17 protein-coding genes are annotated in these 19293 nt (G+C 41.1%); 8 read left to right on the top strand and 9 right to left on the bottom strand.

Translation table 11 applies throughout. The features are described from left to right. Positions 1-265 precede the first annotated feature (265 nt). The 3 genes from AC1XUE_RS02105 to AC1XUE_RS02095 form a co-directional block, all read right to left on the bottom strand. Positions 266-1012 (bottom strand): acyl-CoA desaturase, encoded by a 747-nt coding sequence (locus AC1XUE_RS02105; protein ID WP_483354279.1) that lies wholly within the window; start codon positions 1010-1012, stop codon positions 266-268. 140 nt (positions 1013-1152) lie between these two features. Beyond that, positions 1153-1827: a DUF4159 domain-containing protein gene (locus tag AC1XUE_RS02100; RefSeq protein WP_483354278.1), complete on the bottom strand. Its 675-nt coding sequence runs from the start codon at positions 1825-1827 to the stop codon at positions 1153-1155. Between the two features lie 12 nt (positions 1828-1839). Beyond that, positions 1840-2553, bottom strand: a complete 714-nt coding sequence (locus AC1XUE_RS02095; protein WP_483354277.1) for an RsmE family RNA methyltransferase — start codon at positions 2551-2553, stop codon at positions 1840-1842. 383 nt (positions 2554-2936) lie between these two features. Between AC1XUE_RS02095 and AC1XUE_RS02090 the strand changes: the two genes are divergently transcribed. Then, a complete protein-coding gene (locus tag AC1XUE_RS02090) occupies positions 2937-3947 on the top strand; it encodes a glutamine synthetase beta-grasp domain-containing protein (protein ID WP_115832122.1) in 1011 nt (336 codons plus the stop codon). A 72-nt stretch (positions 3948-4019) separates the two neighbouring features. On the opposite strand, the gene AC1XUE_RS02085 is transcribed toward AC1XUE_RS02090, so the two are convergent. Further along, entirely contained in the window at positions 4020-4571 is a 552-nt protein-coding gene (locus AC1XUE_RS02085) for a hypothetical protein (protein ID WP_483354276.1), read from the bottom strand. Positions 4572-4605: 34 nt separating this feature from the next. Beyond that, positions 4606-6792 carry a glutamine synthetase III family protein gene (locus AC1XUE_RS02080; protein ID WP_483354275.1) on the bottom strand — a complete coding sequence of 729 codons (2187 nt, stop codon included), beginning with the start codon at positions 6790-6792 and terminating at the stop codon, positions 4606-4608. A 287-nt stretch (positions 6793-7079) separates the two neighbouring features. Here AC1XUE_RS02080 and mtaB point away from each other — a divergent pair, with 287 nt between their 5' ends. Then, positions 7080-8408: a tRNA (N(6)-L-threonylcarbamoyladenosine(37)-C(2))-methylthiotransferase MtaB gene (gene mtaB, locus AC1XUE_RS02075; protein ID WP_483354274.1), complete on the top strand. Its 1329-nt coding sequence runs from the start codon at positions 7080-7082 to the stop codon at positions 8406-8408. Between the two features lie 81 nt (positions 8409-8489). Here the strand turns inward: mtaB and AC1XUE_RS02070 are convergent, their stop codons facing one another. The 3 genes from AC1XUE_RS02070 to AC1XUE_RS02060 all read right to left on the bottom strand — a co-directional run bounded on the left by AC1XUE_RS02070 (position 8490) and on the right by AC1XUE_RS02060 (position 11776). Further along, positions 8490-9809: an ammonium transporter gene (locus AC1XUE_RS02070; protein ID WP_483354273.1), complete on the bottom strand. Its 1320-nt coding sequence runs from the start codon at positions 9807-9809 to the stop codon at positions 8490-8492. 45 nt (positions 9810-9854) lie between these two features. Further along, positions 9855-11081, bottom strand: coding sequence for a porin (locus AC1XUE_RS02065; RefSeq protein ID WP_483354272.1), 1227 nt, complete (start codon positions 11079-11081; stop codon positions 9855-9857). Positions 11082-11428: 347 nt separating this feature from the next. Beyond that, positions 11429-11776, bottom strand: coding sequence for a 4Fe-4S binding protein (locus AC1XUE_RS02060; protein WP_483354271.1), 348 nt, complete (start codon positions 11774-11776; stop codon positions 11429-11431). A gap of 131 nt (positions 11777-11907) precedes the next feature. Here AC1XUE_RS02060 and AC1XUE_RS02055 point away from each other — a divergent pair, with 131 nt between their 5' ends. Continuing rightward, entirely contained in the window at positions 11908-12930 is a 1023-nt protein-coding gene (locus AC1XUE_RS02055; RefSeq protein ID WP_483354270.1) for an acyl-CoA reductase, read from the top strand. A gap of 40 nt (positions 12931-12970) precedes the next feature. Here the strand turns inward: AC1XUE_RS02055 and AC1XUE_RS02050 are convergent, their stop codons facing one another. Beyond that, a complete protein-coding gene (locus AC1XUE_RS02050) occupies positions 12971-13783 on the bottom strand; it encodes an alpha/beta hydrolase (protein ID WP_483354269.1) in 813 nt (270 codons plus the stop codon). 133 nt (positions 13784-13916) lie between these two features. On the opposite strand from AC1XUE_RS02050, the gene AC1XUE_RS02045 reads away from it, so the two are divergent. The 5 genes from AC1XUE_RS02045 (at position 13917) to AC1XUE_RS02025 (ending at position 19262) form a co-directional block, all read left to right on the top strand. Then, the gene (locus tag AC1XUE_RS02045) at positions 13917-14624 is read left to right on the top strand and encodes an esterase family protein (protein WP_483354268.1); all 708 of its coding nucleotides are present in this window, start codon (positions 13917-13919) and stop codon (positions 14622-14624) included. A gap of 50 nt (positions 14625-14674) precedes the next feature. Further along, positions 14675-15883, top strand: coding sequence for an ATP-grasp domain-containing protein (locus AC1XUE_RS02040; protein ID WP_483354267.1), 1209 nt, complete (start codon positions 14675-14677; stop codon positions 15881-15883). Positions 15884-15916: 33 nt separating this feature from the next. Further along, positions 15917-17017, top strand: a complete 1101-nt coding sequence (locus AC1XUE_RS02035) for a carboxylate-amine ligase (RefSeq protein WP_483354266.1) — start codon at positions 15917-15919, stop codon at positions 17015-17017. A gap of 159 nt (positions 17018-17176) precedes the next feature. After that, positions 17177-18025 (top strand): type 1 glutamine amidotransferase, encoded by an 849-nt coding sequence (locus AC1XUE_RS02030; protein ID WP_483354265.1) that lies wholly within the window; start codon positions 17177-17179, stop codon positions 18023-18025. Between the two features lie 25 nt (positions 18026-18050). After that, a complete protein-coding gene (locus AC1XUE_RS02025) occupies positions 18051-19262 on the top strand; it encodes a hypothetical protein (protein WP_483354264.1) in 1212 nt (403 codons plus the stop codon). Positions 19263-19293 lie beyond the last annotated feature (31 nt).

Raw genomic sequence — 19293 nt, 5'->3', positions numbered from 1 at the left:
TAAAGTTTTTTTGCTCTTTAAGCAAATTCTAAGTTATTATTAACGTGCTTTTAAGTATTGCTATATTTATTTGTATTGTTCTTATAGGACAATGCCTCGCAAAGAGGAAGACATTGAACTAGATTTCATTTTTTGTGGTGTTAATAAGCAAACTTGGCAGGTGTTTCTCACACCTGCCAAAGTTTTTATAGGGCCAGCAAGATTTCTTACAGGCACAAAAAAAGCAGCTACATCTCCACAGCTGCTTTCTAAACATTTTAAATAACTAGTGCTTCTTTCTGATTTCGATAATCTTCATCTTGTTCAAAAGTTTGATTACCGGATAAGTCGGGTCAACTTCCCACCATTTGGAACCGAAATTAATGCTGTTCGGTCGTTTGTGATGATTATTTTGGAATAACTCTCCCATCATCAAAAAGTCGAATATTAAGGAGTTTTTTGACTTATCTTCATTGTCGAAGTTCTGATAACCATACTTGTGTCCGCTCCAGTTAACTATTGCACCATGAATGGGTCCCATCAGGAAATGGATAGGCAAAAGAAAAAAGAATGCCCAGTGCATATCCAGATATAAATAAGCCAGAACATAAAATGCAGTGTAAAGGATCGCCCATCCTGCACGTGAAAACCAGGAATCTCCCAGCTTTTCCACCAATCTCCATTCCGGATAATTTCGCTCGAAGCGGGATTCAATTGCTCTTTTCCGATTTAATACCGCATTGTAAATATCCTTTGTTTCCCACATCATCGTGAACACATTTTTTGTGTGGTGTGGGGAATGTGGATCTCTTTCAGTATCACTGAAAGCATGATGCATACGGTGAAGAATAGCATAAGCTCTCGGACTTAAATAAGATGACCCCTGGGAAATATAGGTTAACAAATAGAAAAATCGCTCCCAAGGCTTGCTCATAATGAACATTTTGTGAGCTGAATATCTGTGCAGGAAAAAGGTTTGGCAAAAAAGGGATAGATACCAGTGTATTACAAATACGGCAATGACTATGTACATAGAAACTTTTAGATTATAACATAACTATCTACAAAAATAGCGCTAACCACTCAGAATCCCATACAAGTTAAAACGAAATTTGAAAAATTATTTATACTGATTCTATTTTAGGGCTGTGAAACGTGGCGCTTCTATATATTTCAAAATATGGTAAAGGCATAACTCACAAGATTCGCGCCCATTTGCAATGCCTTACTGCGCGTTTCTTCGGGATTATTATAGACGCTCTGATCTTCCCAACCGTTACCCAGGTCGGTTTCATAAGAATAATAACATATCAACTTACCTTGCCAGATAAGACCAAAGCCTTGTGGACTTTTACCATCATGCTCATGCACCTTTGGTAAACCATCAGCAAACTGGTATTTTATTTTATACACCCCATGATCATAGGGCAGCTCAATAAATGAAAGTTCCGGGAAAACTTTCTTCATTTCCCTTCTGATAAACGGATCCAGTCCGTAGTTATCATCGATATGCAGAAAACCTCCGGACAGCAGGTAGCTACGCAGGTTTTTAGCTTCAGCATCGGTAAAGACTACATTGCCATGTCCTGTCATGTGCACAAAAGGATATCCAAATATATCAGGACTACCTGCTTCCACGACATCTTCGTTGGGGTTGATATTCATCCGAAGCTCAGTATTGCAGAACTTTATCAGGTTAGGTAAAGATGTTTTATTGGCGTACCAGTCGCCTCCTCCACCATATTTCAATTTGGCAATCTTAAGCGAAGTTTGTGCCGTCCCCACCTGAGGCAGAGTAACTGTCAGGTAAAATAAAAAAAACAGGTAAGGCAATCTTATTTTAATCATGTCTACTCAGATTTATAATTCCGGTAAATTGGCAAGATTTATCGCGTGGCAGCCAGCTATCGCTGCAGTCTCAGTTCTCAATCTGGTTGCTCCTAGGGAAGTCGCCACAAATCCTTTATCAAGTACAAATCCAACTTCTTCAGGGGTAAAATCACCTTCGGGACCTATCAAGAGTAAAGTGTCTCCACCCTTTTCAGCCAATTTAATCACATGTGGAGATAAGTGATTATCCGGGACATAAGCGATTAACCTGGTTTTCTCCGTCCGACTATTTACAAACGTATTAAAGCTGAGGTTTAATGTAATCTCCGGAAGGTAAAACTGCTGAGATTGTTTCATCGCGGCTACAGCAATTTTTTGGAGTCTGCCGAGGTTAACTACCCTATTTAAGGATTCTTTTATGGTATTTGTAGTAACAATGAAATCAATACGCTCCACCCCCATCTCTGTCATTTTCTCCACCATCCATTCGTTTCTTTCCGATTTTCTGGTGGGAGCAACAGCCATATTCACAGCATAACCACGGCGTGGAATCAATTCAGATTCCAATATATTATATTTAATCTTCTTTCCTTGTACATCCAGCTGACATTTTTGGAGCAGTCCCCGGCCATCCGTAATATATATGACGTCACCGGATGAAAGACGTAGTACTTTGCTACAATGTCTTGCTTCCTCATCATCCAGTTCGTTCGATTTATGTTCTGTTTTGTAAAATAAGTGCATACACTACTATTGTCATCATGGGAATCCCTGTTTTTCAAAAGTATAAATTTTTGATAGCAATATGGGCTATGAAAAATAACAATTCTAAGATGAGTACTTTTTATAATAAATCCTATTTATAGGATTTTATTACGATCAAATAACCAAAGTACTTTTTTTTGTACCTGTTTTTTTCTGTTTTACAAAAAACACTATTTGTTAATAAAATAAACAAACCTCACCTTAAATATTGAAATAGTGCATTTTTTACTGACAATACTACAACTGACACAATAATATTCTGTACTTGATTAAATTTTATTAGTTTTTATTTCTTACAAATACATTTTTGCATTAATATTGTGTCGTTATAAATATTCGTCACCACCTTATCTAGTATTATTATGTCAAAATCCAAGCTGGAATATATTTGGTTGGATGGCCACAAGCCGACCCAAGGTTTACGTAGCAAAACCAAAATCGAAGACAATTTTAGCGGCAAACTTGAAGATTGCAGCAACTGGTCGTTTGATGGTTCATCAACAGAACAAGCGCTTGGCGGTTCTTCAGACTGTCTGCTTAAACCTGTTTATATTATTCCGGATCCACAACGCAGAGATGCCTATCTGGTAATGTGCGAAGTTTTGAACGCTGACGGAACTCCTCACGTAACAAACGGTCGTGCTACTATTGAGGATGACGATAACGATTTCTGGTTTGGTTTTGAGCAAGAGTATTTCCTTTGGGATGACGAAACTAACAAACCGCTTGGCTTCCCGGCAAACGGATACCCTGCTCCACAGGGCCCATATTACTGCTCAGTTGGAGCAAAAAATGCATTCGGACGTGAAATCATTGAAGAGCATCTTGATGCTTGCCTTGACGCCGGCCTTAATGTAGAAGGTATTAATGCGGAAGTTGCTGCAGGTCAGTGGGAGTTCCAGATTTTTGCAAAAGGTGCTCAGGAAGCTGGTGACCAGATCTGGTTGGGACGTTATCTTCTGGAGCGTATCGGTGAGAAATATGGTGTATCCATCAACTGGCATTGCAAGCCCCTGGGTGATTTAGACTGGAATGGTAGCGGTATGCATGCTAACTTCTCAAACACTGCTTTGAGAACTGCAGGCAGCAAAGAAGTATTTGACAAAGTTTGCGAGTCTTTCCGTCCTGTTGTAAAAGAACACATCGATGTTTACGGTGCTGACAACCACCTTCGTTTGACCGGTAAGCACGAAACTGCTAGTATCCATGATTTCAGTTATGGTGTTTCTGACCGTGGAGCTTCAATCCGTATCCCTGTTCTGGTTCCTCAGAAAGGATGGAGCGGATACCTTGAAGATCGTCGTCCAAACTCTGCTGCTGATCCTTACAAAGTGGCTGCACGTATTATTAAAACTGTTAAGTCAGCTTTGTAATAACGATATAGAATTAAACAAAAAAACCACCGCAAAGGTGGTTTTTTTGTTTAATAACGTCAGGGACGTTGCCTATTCTTCATCCTCCGCGGTATATGAATACAATGTATTATCAAGTTGAATCCGGCCTGCGTTAAAGCGTATGATAAAATCGCTGATTGTCTTTTCATTAATCTCCGACTTGTTCAGACCCACTTCAAGTCCGATCCCATATTCGAACTTGTCGTCAGTTTCAATGTGTTCCTTTACCTTGATCTCCTCATTTTCTTCGATTTCTTCGATGAATTCTGTTAACAGAATTTCTGCTTCCTCATCCTGTTCCGGATCTGCCTTATAATCTTCCGGTCTTTCATCGGGAGAAATATAGTCTGGCATTTCCTTCTGAAGTCTTTCCAGCGCAGCATCATATACAAGTGTAGAATGGTGCAGTCTCAAAGTATAAATCAATGCATCGTAAACTACTTCCTTTTCTTTGTAATAACCAACAAATTGCACGTGTGCATGCTCGTTGTTCTCCTCTTCCTCCTCTTCGAATTCATCAGCTACATAAACAAAGTTCAATCGTTCAGCTTTACATTCCGCTTTTAGCTGAGCAATTTCTTCTGGATTAAATCCCGGATTCATAATTTTAAATTATAAGTTTGAGCATTGTTAAAAATTATTCCAAAAATAGCATTTCGCGGTATTTTGCCAAAGGCCAGTCTTCATCGTCTATCAATAATTCCAGTTTATCAACATGATAACGGATTTCTTCAAAGTATCCTTTTACCTCCGAGCCATATAATTTTGCTTTTTCATAAAGGTCATCTACATTGTTAGCCCGTTTTCTCGCTTCCGTCATTTCATGAACCAGACGTTTGATTACGACAACATGTGACGAAATATCTTTAATGATCTCTTTGATAGGTTCAGCCTCTTCCAGCATATCAAGATCGGTTAGCGAACGGGCAGTTTGTGCCAGCTTGAACTGATATTTAACTACTGTTGAAACAATGTGATTCAATGCAAGGTCGCCAATAACCCGCGATTCGATTTGCAATTTCTTCACATAGTTCTCCAATTCAATTTCGTGACGGGCATGAAGTTCACGGCTTGTCAACACGCCTGTTTTTTCAAATGCTTTGATTGTGCTGTCTGTAACATATGCAAACAGGGCATCATAAGTTTCACGTATATTGCTCAATCCCCTTTCCGCTGCTTCTGTAACCCACTCTTCCGAATAGCCGTTGCCTTCAAAAAGGATTTTCTTTGATTCTTTAAAGTAACGCTTAAGAATTTCAACTGTTGCTACTTTTTTCTCCTCTCCTGATGCCAGTCTTTCGTCCATTTCTTTTTTGAATTCCAGCAGCTGGTTGGCTACAATGGTATTCAGTACAATCATGGGCGATGCACTGTTCTGTGCACTTCCTACGGCGCGGTATTCAAATTTATTTCCTGTAAAACAGAAAGGAGATGTACGGTTTCGATCCGTATTGTCTCTCTGAAGATTTGGTATACGTGTGATTCCCAGCTTATAATAGAAATTTTCTCCTTTTTCAAGTGTAATCTCCCCTTTGTTCACCAATTCTTCCAACATGCTGGTTAACTCGCCACCTAAAAATACGGATACAATAGAAGGCGGAGCTTCATTCGCGCCCAACCTGTGTTCATTGCCCGCAGACGAAATGGAAGCACGTAAAAGATCGGCATGATCATGTACAGCCTTTACAACGTTCAGAAGGAAAGTTAGGAAGCGAAGGTTTTCTTTTGGTTTGGTTGTAGGCGCAAGAAGGTTAATTCCTGTATCCGTAGACAGTGACCAGTTGTTATGCTTTCCGCTGCCGTTAATACCAGCAAAAGGTTTTTCATGGAACAACACCTGGAAATTATGTTTGTCTCCTATTTTCTGCATCAGATCCATCAACAGGGCGTTGTGATCGATAGCGAGATTCACTTCTTCAAATGTGGGAGCACACTCAAATTGTCCGGGAGCTACCTCATTGTGGCGTGTTCTGACAGGTATCCCCAGTTTAAGTGCTTCAAATTCAAAGTCTACCATAAATGCATTAACCCTTGGAGATATGGATCCGAAATAGTGATCATCTAATTGTTGTCCGCGTGCGGGGCTATGTCCGAATACCGTACGGCCTGCCATCAGCAGATCCGGGCGTGCATAGTACAATGCCTTGTCCACCAAAAAATATTCCTGTTCTATACCGAGAGTTGGTGTAACCTTATCTACATCGCGGTTGAAAAGCTGGCAAACCGATGTTGCCGCTTTATCCAATATGACCAGAGAACGAAGCAACGGGGCTTTGTAATCCAGTGCTTCTCCGGTATATGAAATAAAAACAGAGGGTATACAAAGCGTTTTGCCTCCTGCCCCATTGTCCATCAAAAATGCAGGTGAGCTCGGATCCCAACCTGTATAACCTCTCGCTTCGAAAGTGGCACGCAAACCTCCACTTGGAAAAGAAGAAGCATCCGGCTCCTGCTGAACCAGCGCACTACCTTTGAACTTTTCTACCGCTTTTCCTTCCAGAGTAAGGTCAAAGAATGAATCATGTTTTTCGGCAGTTGTTCCTGTTAAAGGCTGGAACCAGTGCGTATAGTGGGTTGCCCCTTTGGATATTGCCCACGACTTCATTGCTGCCGAAACCTCATCTGCTACTTCTCTGTCGATGGTGGAGCCAGAACGAATGGCATTTGATATTTTGGTGTATGCTTCCGCCGATAATAACGTTCTCATTACGTCATCACTAAAAGTGTTACTTGCATACAGGTCTGCTACTTTTTCAGTGGGAGGGCTAAGAACCGGTGCTACGCGGCCTTGAGCTATTTCAAAAGCTTTCGAACGAAATGTCATTTCTGGTATTGATTAGATATTATTTCCCCAAAATTATTTATTTAACCATACCTTCTGTAATTTATTCTTAAGTTTTCTGTTTTTAGTTTGTTTTTCACCAATTCTGCAGTGAATAGAAACCATTTTTGTAAAATTGACGGTGATGGCGACCAAATTTATAATTTCTGAAATGTCTTACATGTTTCCTACACGCTCGGAACTGGGATGCGGAAGAACAAAGCATCTTCCTGCTGATGATTAGCTGATTGATCATAAAAGATGTAATTTTGCAGGATTAAGATTTGAATATGAAAAAAGTCGCTTTTTATACATTGGGATGTAAGCTTAATTATTCTGAGACCTCATCCATCGGACGTATGTTCGTAGACAAAGGATATCAGAAGGTTGAGTTTAATCAGACACCAGATATATTTATTATCAATACTTGCTCTGTTACGGATAATGCAGACAAGAAATGCAGAAAAATTGTTCGTGAAGCACAGAAGATCAATCCGGATGGCTATGTGGCCATTATAGGTTGTTATGCGCAACTTAAACCCAAAGAAATTTCGGAAATTCCAGGGGTGGATGCGGTGCTTGGCGCAGCAGAAAAATTCCGGCTTGTTGAGCTTATAAATACCTTTGAAAAAATTCCCGGAAATCATCCGGCTCAGATTCGGGCTTCACATATTGACAATGCTGTAGACTATCACACTTCGTACTCGCTCAATGACAGGACCAGAACTTTTCTGAAGGTGCAGGATGGATGTGATTATCCGTGCGCTTATTGCACGATACCCTTAGCCAGAGGAAAGAGTCGTTCAGACACCATCGCCAATGTCGTGATCGCTGCCAAAGATGTCGCGTCACGTGGGGTGAAGGAAATTGTTCTTACGGGAGTCAATATCGGTGACTTTGGAATTCAGTCAGGCGATAAAAAAGAGACTTTTTTGCAACTCATTAAAGAATTGGATGAAGTGGAGGGCATTTCACGATTCCGGATTTCATCTATTGAGCCAAACTTGCTCACAGACGAAATTATTGAATTTGTAGCCCAATCAAAGAGATTTGTTCCTCACTTTCATATCCCGCTGCAATCAGGATCGAACAAGGTATTGAGTCTGATGCGTCGTCGCTACAAGAGGGAATTGTATGCCGAACGTGTTGCAAAGATCAAATCGCTCATGCCGGATTGTTGTATCGGTGTGGATGTGATTGTGGGACATCCCGGAGAAACTCAGGAACTGTTCCTGGAAAGTTATCAATTTCTGAATGAACTTGACATCTCCTATTTGCATGTTTTCACCTATTCAGAGCGCGAAAATACGACCGCTCTTGACATCAAGCCTGTAATCCCGAAATCACAACGTTCCGATCGATCCAAGATGCTGCATATACTTTCTGAAAAGAAGAAAAGATACTTTTATGAGCAGCAGGTGGGAAAAACCGGCACTGTTCTATTTGAAGATGAAGTAGAAAACGGACAGATGTCAGGATTCACAGAAAACTATGTACGCGTTGCAGTAAAATATGATCCTTTGCTCATCAACGAAACCAAGAAGGTTTATTATAATTTTCTAGATAGCGAAGGTTTGATGCAGGTGACTGAAACGGAAGAAGAAATACTAGTGCACTGACCGGTATGATTCAAGTAGGTCATAAAAATAAAAAACCCCGGATACCGGGGTTTTTTATTGAAATAATATCCAATTTATCGGTTAAGCTTCTACAAGGAATTCATCGTGCTGACTGATATCTAAACCAACTTTCTCATCTGTTTCAGACACACGAAGCGGAAGAATCATATCAGTAATTTTAAGAAGGGCAAAAGATCCGCCGAAAGCGAATACGGAAGCACCTATCAACGCGATTACATGGTTGATGAAAAGGGTTGTTTCGCCAAAGGCAAGTCCCTGATCGGTAACTGCAGAGTTAACACCGCTGGTTGCGAAAACACCTGTTAGCAGCATACCAACCATACCACCTACACCATGGCAAGGGAACACATCAAGGGTATCATCCAAAGTAGAGCGAGTGCGAAGATGCGCTACATAGTTACTGATAATAGAGGCAACAGTACCTATGAAGATAGATGAAGGAACAGTTACGAAACCAGCAGCAGGTGTGATAGCTACAAGTCCTACTACTGCACCTATACAGAATCCAAGAGCAGATACTTTCTTACCTTTTGCGGCATCAAAAAGAACCCATGCAAGACCAGCAGCACCAGCGGCAGTGTTGGTAGTGGCGAAAGCGGAAACAGCCAACGGACCAGCAGATAATGCAGAACCTGCGTTGAAACCGAACCATCCGAACCAAAGTAATCCAGTTCCTAAAAGTACAAATGGAATGTTTGCAGGAGGAAGTACGTGATCTTCAAGCAAAGACTTGCGTCTTTTCAGATAAAGCGCACCAGCGAGAGCCGCCCAGCCTGCAGACATGTGAACAACAGTGCCGCCGGCAAAATCAAGTACCCCCATTTTGAAAAGGATACCATCTGCATGCCAGGTCATATGAGCTAGAGGAGAGTAAACGAATACGCAGAAAAGAATGATGAAAAGAACATAAGAGCGGAAATTAACACGTTCTGCCATCGAGCCTGTAACCAAAGCAGGTGTGATTACGGCGAATTTTAATTGGAACATTGCAAAGAGAGCGAAAGGAATTGTTCCCCATGCCGGCGCATCAAATACTCCTTTAAACATAAAGTAGGTCATTGGGTTACCGATAAAACCCCCGATGTCGTCACCGAACGCAAGACTGAAACCAAATACGATCCAGAGTACACTGATTACGCCCATAGCGATAAAGCTCTGAAGCATCGTAGAGATCACGTTTTTGTTGTTCACCATCCCGCCGTAGAAATAAGCGAGACCAGGTGTCATCAAAAGTACCAGGGCTGCAGATACCAGTAACCATGCGGTGTCACCGGAATCAATTCCCTCAGTTACAATTTTTGTAGGTACATTTGGCATAAATGCTCCCAATACAGCAATTGCCAGTAAAATGATCAATGGGATGTAACTCCTCTTTTCCATTGTTGTAGATGTTATAATGTTTATAGATTTTAAGAAGGTATTTGATTAGAATTTGTAGATAAGTGCCACTCCGAAAGTAGTTTGGCTATTTTTTGTCCAATCTCCATTGGAATCCTGGAACTGCTCAGACTTGCCACCACCCAGTTTTGGATATACATCCATTCTGAATTCAGGTTTGACAAGAATATGTCCATCAGCAAGATTGATATTGCCCGTAAGTGTAACGGAGTTAACGCTCGTTCCAATGCTTGGATTTTCAGCACCGGGACCTTCTGGCTTTGCTACCAGACCTCTTACGGCCTTGTCGTTGTTAAAGTTTTCATATCGAAGACCTAGTCCAAAATTATCTGTGATTGCGGTATTGGCATATATAGCTACCCCACCCCATGCTTCAGTGTTTGTCGGTCCACCGCCGCCCTGGAAATCACCTTTTTGTGCTCCGTAAGAAGCATTCAATCCTAAAAGGAACTTTTCGGTTACCTGATAACTCGTCGCAAGGTCGAACATCGTGTAGGACGCACTTGGCGTTACCCCATTCTCTTCGCTCGGATTTGCCTCGTTACTGTTTATGAAGTTAACGTAGACATTCCAGTTTTCTACCGGGGAAAGGTAAAGCTGACTGATAATCCCTTTTTTCCTGTTGTTGTCTTCGATACCATCTACATTATTAACAACACCTACCATTAAAGAAGCGCGGTCAGAGAACGCATATGTAGCTTTAAGGCCTGTGTGATAAAATGGTCCGTTGTTGAACTGATTAGATAGTGAGTAGTTGAAGTTCGCAGGAGCGTCAATTACCTCATATCCGATGTGTGTTCCAAACTGACCTGCTGTCATGGAGAATTTGTCGGTAAACTTATACGTGAAGTACGCCTGCTTGATTGCAAGAGCTGTACTGAATACGGCGTTACCATAGTTACCCATATTTGCATTCGGACCAAATGTAAGATCTACAACTGCTTCCGATTTGCTGTTCGTATAGGCAACTCTGGTCTGAACAAGTCCAAGTGAAAACTGACCGCTTCTTGTATCAAAAACCCTTGCTGTACCGGCCGCGCCGCCATTGCTGCGAGACAGGGGCTTGTTGAAATTCGCGGAGTAGTAAGAATCCAGATAACCTGAAAAAGCGAATGCGCCTTTGGATTCCTCATCCTCTTTCACTTCTGCAACAGTTGTCAAGGTGTCGGCCTTTGTTTTGTGATCTTCGAATGACTTTGTAAAACCCAAAAATGGTATCATTAAAGATAATACTGTGCAATAGACTTTTTTCATAATTATATTCTGTTTAAGTTAAATTCTGATTCGGGTCATTATTGTGATTCAAATATTGTACTAAATTTAGATTTATCAAATATTATCCTAAAAATTTATCTTAAAAATGTTAATATTCATTCTTTTGTACTCTTTTTTATAGTTTTTGATACAAAAATTACATAAAAACTCAATTATTAAAAATATATTAATATTCTGCATTAGATATCAAATGCAAAATATTATTAAATCCTTTTGCCCTTATACAACAGTAGTGTTTATTATTAAATTACCATTAAGTGAATGGAAAGGGCACAAAAAAACCCCGCAAGTGCGGGGTTTTGTATTCTTATATAAGGACTGCCGTACTACTCGCCGTGCATCCAGGCTTTCTTTGCCAGAAGTGTTTCTTCCTCCTCTTCATTGTCGGGGTCGTCAACGCAACAGTCAACAGGACAAACTGCTGCGCATTGCGGTTCTTCATGGAAACCAACACATTCAGTACATTTATCTGAAACTATATAATAGAATTCATCTGAAACGGGAGCTTGCTTTTCTTTGCCGCTCACCACGGTGCCATCGCCAAAATCTACTTCATCTAAACTGGTGCCTTCCCCCCATGTCCATTCAACGCCTCCTTCATAAATAGCAGTATTGGGGCACTCTGGCTCGCACGCCCCGCAATTTATGCATTCATCGGTTATCATTATAGCCATAGTCGCCGGATTGTTTATATTTGTTCTTATTTTCTCACTCTTGAAGAAACAAATATAATTATTTAAAGTTTCACAACAACCAGAAAATTAAAAACCTTAATTACCATTATACTTTTTATAGTCAAGCTAGAATGATATCAAGAAAAAGCCGCGTTGACGCGTTTGTTAAGTTGGGTACATATATATATAGTGAAGAAAATGCACCGGAGATAGAGAAATGGATTGCTGCATCCAACAGCAAGAATAACTGGTTTACACCAGTCAATGTACGTACCTCTCTAGGGGCATTTACAAGCTCGTATCTGAATCGGACGGCATTGGAGTCATGGGTGGAGAAGTACACCGAGCCGACGCAACGGGCAAAAATTGGGGTTGTTATGGCAGGTAACATACCAGCAGTAGGTTTTCATGACGCACTATGTGTTCTCATCAGTGGGCATATCTTACTTGCCAAACCAGCCTCAGATGATCATGTTCTGATCAGCTACTTGCTTGAAAAATTAATAGAGATAGAACCTGGTTTCGCAGACAGTATATATTTTGTAGATCGGCTCAACGATGCTGATGCTTACATTGCCACCGGCAGCGATAACACTGCCCGGTATTTTCATTATTATTTTTCTAAAAAACCCAATATTATCAGAAAGAATCGTACATCCGTGGCGGTTCTGAATGGAACGGAAAGTACAGAAGAGCTTACTGCATTAGGACAGGATATCTTTCAGTATTTCGGACTGGGGTGCAGGAATGTATCTAAGCTGTTTGTACCTTCAGGATATAACTTTAGTAAGTTGTATGAATCGATTGAGGTCTTCCGTCCCACTTGTGTCAATCACCATAAGTACTTTAATAACTACGAGTATAACCGGTCTGTGCTCCTGATAAACCGTGTGCCCCACTTTGACAATGGATTTTTAATATTCAATGAAAGTACTGCACTGGTCTCTCCTATCAGCGTTGTCCATTTTGAATTTTATGATGATGCAAAATCTGTCCAAACATTTTTGGAAGAATCGTCAGAGAAAATACAGTGTGTTGTCAGTAGCTCAGAAAACCATATCAACGGCGCTCTCCGTTTTGGGCAGGCGCAAAGTCCTGCAGTTTCCGACTATGCAGATTCGATAGATACAATGGCGTTTCTCTCGTCTCTATGATTTTAAGAACTGGTGGCTGATTTATTTTATTCGCCAGTTCTTACCAAATGGAATTTGTTAATTCTTGATTTTTCTTTGGAAATGCCCATGTTAAAAAATCATTCATAACACCAGCCCATGTTGATACGTTATGTTCCCCTCCTTTCACTTCCAGATAGTGTATATCCGTTTTCCACTGATATCCTTTACGCTCAAGTTCGGCAATGCATTCGAGTGTATCCTGTATGGAATCAATAACACCGTCGTGATCCCGATCATCTGTTTCATCCTGTGTTCCGCATTGAAACCAGAATTTTAGTCCGGGCTTGTAATGCTGGTTGCGGATACGCGCATGCATAATCCGGTCATTCTCCTGATAGCCTGCATCGAGGGCTTTTTGCCTCCACCAAAGTGCTCCTGAAAAAACGCCGACTTTTGAGAATATATCCGGCCGGGACCAGACAATATCCAGCGCCATTAAACCGCCAAGGGAAAATCCTCCATACACGATATCAGTATCATATATAGTATATGTATTCAACAAGAATGGGATCAGTTCATCAGTAACAAAACTGGTTGTGCAAGATGCCCTGGTGCCTCGGTCTGCGTAATCTGGCTGACCTGCCGTTCCGTACTCCTGAATACGATCGTGGTTTGCATGAATGCCAACTATCAAAAATGCTTCATAAGCTAGATTGTGCCGATCCATGATGTGAGCCAGTCCCAACGTCTCTATATCCTGACCATCGTTGAGCAACAGGAGCCTGTATATTTTCGAAGAATCATAAGCAGCAGGCAATATGGTTGTAAGGGTAACCTCTCGATTCAGATGCTTGGAATAGATTACTGATATAGATGGTTGATATGTTTTCAAGTCGGTATCTTTTGACTGGATAAAATACAGAAAGATAACAAAGTACGGTAAACCATTCTTTTGTCGAACACATTTGCATCTAATATTTTCTTTTGTATATTTCAAAAGATAACCCTTAAAATTACTTAGCGTTTTGGAAGAGAAACACATCAGATTCTATTCACATCATCTGGAAAAAGATATTGACCTACTTGTCTATGGTAACTGGGGGTATCCCATTTTGCTATTTCCTACTACACTCGGCAGGTATTATCAGGCAAAAGACATGGGACTTATCGAGTCCATAAGAGGACTTGTGGAAGCAGGAAAATATAAGATCTATTGTGTTGACTCTATTGATGCAGACTCCTGGTATGCGAAGCATCTCAATCCTGAATACAGAATATTGAATCATCTAGTGTATGACCGTTTTTTAGTCAATGAACTCATACCTTATATAAGGCATGAGTGCCATGTAGACAAGATCGGAGTTGCAGGTTGTAGTTTTGGAGGATTTCATGCAGCCAACCTTGCCTTTCGTCATCCTTCTCTGGTATCCTATATGATCAGCATGAGCGGCGCGTTTGACATACGTAGTTTTATGGATGGATACTACAGCGATCAGGTTTATTTTAATAATCCGATCGATTACGTGCCAAACGAGCAGGCTTGGAAGTACAAACACATGAAGATAGTCCTGGGAACATCTGAATGGGATATCTGCCTGGAAAGCAACCTTAAAATGTCCGATATACTTAATCGAAATGGCATAGACCATTGGCTTGATGTGCGTGGTTGGGAAAAACACGATTGGCCGTTATGGAACGCTATGTTTCCACATTACTTGTCCCGCATCATGTAGTTGAAATCATCTCGTTACTTTTCATTCAAGACAAATAATTAAACCATATTATGAAGAAAATTGGAATTCTCTTTGGAATGGAAAATTCGTTTCCGCAAGCTTTCATTGACCGTGTCAATAGTAAAGGAAAAAATGATATTATTGCAGAGGCGGTGCGGATCGATAAGGTTGTTCAGGCGGATCTGTCAGAGTATGCTGTGATTATTGATCGTATCTCTCAGGATGTTCCTTTTTACCGTGCTTTCCTGAAAAACGCAGCACTAAGTGGTACTGCGGTTATAAATAATCCATTCTGGTGGAGTGCGGATGAGAAGTTCTTTAACAACGCATTAGCCGAAAAAATAGGTGTTCCCGTACCGAGAACAGTACTTTTGCCGTCCAAGGAACGTCCCGAAAATACAACAGAAACATCATTCCGTAATCTGGCTTTTCCGATGGCATGGGAGGAAATGTTTGAATATGTAGGCTTCCCTGCTTACATGAAGCCGCATGATGGTGGAGGATGGAAGAGCGTTTATAAAGTTCATAATATTCAGGATCTTTGGAATAAACATGAAGAAACAGGACACCTGGTCATGATGCTTCAGGAGGAGATTGAGTTTGATGATTACGTGAGGTGTTATTGCATAGGACAGAAAGATGTTCTGATTATGCCTTATGAACCAAGAAATCCACACCACCTGCGTTATGCAGCGGAATTAAAAGCTACGGGTGAGGAGAGAGAACAATTGCTGGCTACCATTAAAGATTATGTATTAAAGCTGAACATCGCATTGGGTTATGACTTCAATACGGTGGAATTTGCCGTGCGAAACGGAGTACCGATAGCCATCGATTTTTGCAATCCTGCACCTGATGCAGATGTATATTCGGTAGGTCATGAAAACTTTGAATGGGTGGTGGAAGCTTCTGCGAATATGGCTATCGAACGGGCAAAGAATCATAAGGAAGGCCAGATTAATCTGACCTGGGGTACATTTATAAAAAATGCGCTTGTGACGCAAAATGCTGTTTCTGAAGTAGTAAGTAATGCTTCGGAGGAAGCAATTCAGGAAGCAGAGACTGCTGCACCTAAGACTGCATTGAATAAAACACCAGCGGAAGTAGCTCCTAAAAAGGTAGAGAATCCACTTGTTAAGGATGATGCCTCAGCCAAACCTGCTGTTAAAAAAGCAACAGCGAAGAAGCGCACTGAAGCAAAATTACCGGAAGTTGCTCCTATCGCGCCGGTTAAAAAATCAGCTGGTAAAAAGTCCTGATCATTATCATTTAACAGCAAGCAAGCTCAACACATGGCTATGTTCACTCTCGGTATTGAAGAGGAATTTCAAACAATTGATCCCGTTACACGCAATTTGAGATCCCATATGTCCAAGCTTGTTGAGGATGGGAAAATTACGCTTAAAGAACGTGTTAAAGCGGAAATGCACCAGGCTGTGGTTGAAGTAGGTACCAATATATGCCATAATATTCAGGAAGCGCGTGAAGAGGTAACTTATCTCCGCAAAATGATTCTTGATTTGGCTGATAAACAGAATCTGCACGTAGCTGCTGCCGGTACACATCCGTTTGCTGACTGGGTTGAACAACTTATTACACCGGATCCACGTTACGACGAGATCATTGATGAAATGCGCGATGTAGCCCGGGGCAATCTTATCTTCGGGCTGCATGTTCATGTGGGGATAGAGAATAGAAATGAAGGTATCGAAATCATGAACGCTGTGCGGTATTTTCTGCCGCACATATATGCCTTGTCTACCAACTCTCCATTCTGGTGCGGACGCAATACTGGATTTAAATCGTACCGGTCCAAGGTGTTTGACAAATTTCCCAGAACTGGTATACCTGACTACTTTTCGAGTGCGGCAGAGTACGACGAGTATGTCAATCTGCTGATCAAAACTAAATGTATTGACAACGGGAAAAAAATATGGTGGGACATCAGACTCCATCCATTTTTCAATACCATCGAGTTCAGAATGTGTGACGTTCCCATGCGAACAGATGAAACCATATGTCTTGCCGCTATTATGCAGGCCTTGGTCGCTAAGATACATAAGCTTCACAGGATGAACCTCAGCTTTCGCCCCTACCATCGCATGCTGATCAATGAAAATAAATGGAGGGCAGCACGTTATGGTATACATGGGAAGTTAATTGATTTCGGAAAGCAAGAAGAAGTGGACTACCGTATCCTGGCCGGTGAACTTCTGGAATTTATTGACGATGTAATTGATGAACTGGGGAGCAGGAAAGAGATCGAATATATTCATCAAATTATGGACATGGGGACAGGAGCAGATAGACAACTGGCCATATTTGAACAAACCGGTGACTTGAAAGCTGTGGTGGATTATATCGTATCAGAAACCAAGATAGGTATCTCTTAGTTACAAATTGGCAACGGCTGACCCAGTGTTACGGGGAGGGTTAATAATACTTTTTGTACTTTTGTAAAAGGTATAGGCATAATAACTAGCAGAATAGGTATAAACTGCAGTACCGATTCTTGCGCTTTTTTGTAAACTGAAGATTAGAAAACAACGCCCATGAATAGGGAGAACAAACATTTCAGAATCGCAATTCTGGACATGTATGATGGATTTGAGAATGAAGGAATGCGCTGCATCAAACAAATTATAGGTGCATTTGGTAAAATTGAGGATATACAAATAGGTTACGAAGTTTTTGATGTACGTGGTAAATCGGAAATTCCTGCCATGGATTTTGATGCTTATATTTCCACAGGTGGTCCCGGTAATCCTGCTCCGGTTGGCGAACCTTGGGAAAGAAAGTATTTTAAATTCCTTGACGGGATTTTTCAATACAACGGCAACCGGCACAACAAAGATAAAAAGCACCTTTTTTTGATATGTCACTCTTTCCAAATGGCATGTTTGCATTGGCAACTTGCTAAAGTAAGTAAGAGAAGGAAAACCTCTTTTGGCACATTTCCAGTGCATAAAACTTCATTCGGAAGAAAAGATTCGCTCCTGTCCGGCTTGGCAGATCCATTCTGGATTGTGGATTCGCGGGATTTTCAGGTAACGCAACCTAATCAGATGGCGTTGGATCTCAACAATTTTAAGATTCTTTGCCTTGAAAAAATACGACCTCATGTACAGCTGGAACGTGCAGTAATGGCTATTAGATTTTCAAATGAAATTGTCGGTACACAGTTTCATCCGGAAGCAGACGCAGAAGGAATGCTTCGTTATTTTCTACGCGAAGAGAAAAAAGCTGCGATCATATCGCAGCACGGAGAGCAGAAGTATCATGATATGATTGAGCATCTTAATGATCCGGATAAGATTTTATTAACTGAATCAGTAATGATTCCGACATTTCTGAAAAATGCCCTGTTAAAAAGCAGAAGTACCGACCATGTTATTGTCTGACTATTTCATCAACCTCAACTGACGAATGGATCCCCAAGCGCGCTTCGAATTCAATCATGTTTTTTCAAATGAGAAGTATAATGAGTTTATAGCGTCCATTCACTCAGATTTTCCTGGTCAACTGGATTTCAGAATCGCAGAAACGCCGGTCTTCGTGCCCAACGAGTTGAAAAATAAGCTTTTGGAAGCGTGCGAGGAGATTATCGATACGATTGTAACTCCGGAGTTCAAAAGTAAAACGGACCGGGCAGTTCCGGTTGAGCAACTTGTCCCAAATGAAAACGGACATACCTCTTTTCTTGCCATTGACTTTGCAATCTCAAAGTCCGACCAGGGAGAACTGCTTCCCCAACTTATCGAATTGCAAGGCTTTGCTTCTTTATATGGATATCAGGCATATCTTTCAGAGCGTTTTTCTGATATGTTTCCGGTGCCTGAAAATTACGTTTATGCGCTGAACGGGAGTTCTTATCAGGAGTATGTAGCAGCTTTACGTGATTTAATCGTCGCTGACGAAAATCCGGACCAAGTGATATTACTCGAGATATTTCCGGAAAAGCAAAAAACCAGAATAGATTTTGCTATTACGGAGAAGATGATCGGTGTGAAGGCAGTTTGTTATACCAAGTTGATTCGCGAAGGAAACCACTTGTATTACGAGCTTAATGGCAAAAAGACGCAGGTGAAACGGATATACAACCGGCTTATTTTCGATGATTTGGTTCGATACAGCGATCTTCCGGGCAGTTATAAGTTCACAGATGATGTAGACGTAACCTGGGTAGGACATCCCAACTGGTTTTACAGGATCAGCAAGTTTGCTATGCCTTTTCTTAAAGGTAGGTATATACCGGAAACCCGCTTTCTCAGCGATTTTGCTGGTATATTTCCCTCAGATCTGGACGGATATGTATTGAAACCCTTATTCTCTTTTGCCGGAAGCGGTGTCAAGATTCAGGTAAACAAAGAGATGTTGGAAGGTATCAAGGATCCGGAAAATTTTATCTTACAGAAAAAGGTTGTTTATGAACCAGTCATTCAATCGCCGGACGGATTGGTTAAATGTGAGATTAGAATGATGTTCGGCTGGCCGGACAAAGCGGATCGTCCCGAGCTTCTGATCAGCCTCAGTCGTCTGAGTCGAGGTGAAATGATCGGAGTGGATTACAACAAAAATTTTTCATGGGTAGGTGGCAGTGCTTGTTTTTACGAACAGCAGCCTTCTCCCCTAATTTAACTATTAAATACATTATATACTTTTTAAAAGT

The sequence above is a fragment of the Dyadobacter sp. HNCC25DJ187 genome (genome assembly GCF_056895255.1).
This window is presented reverse-complemented; position numbering and strand designations above follow the sequence as displayed.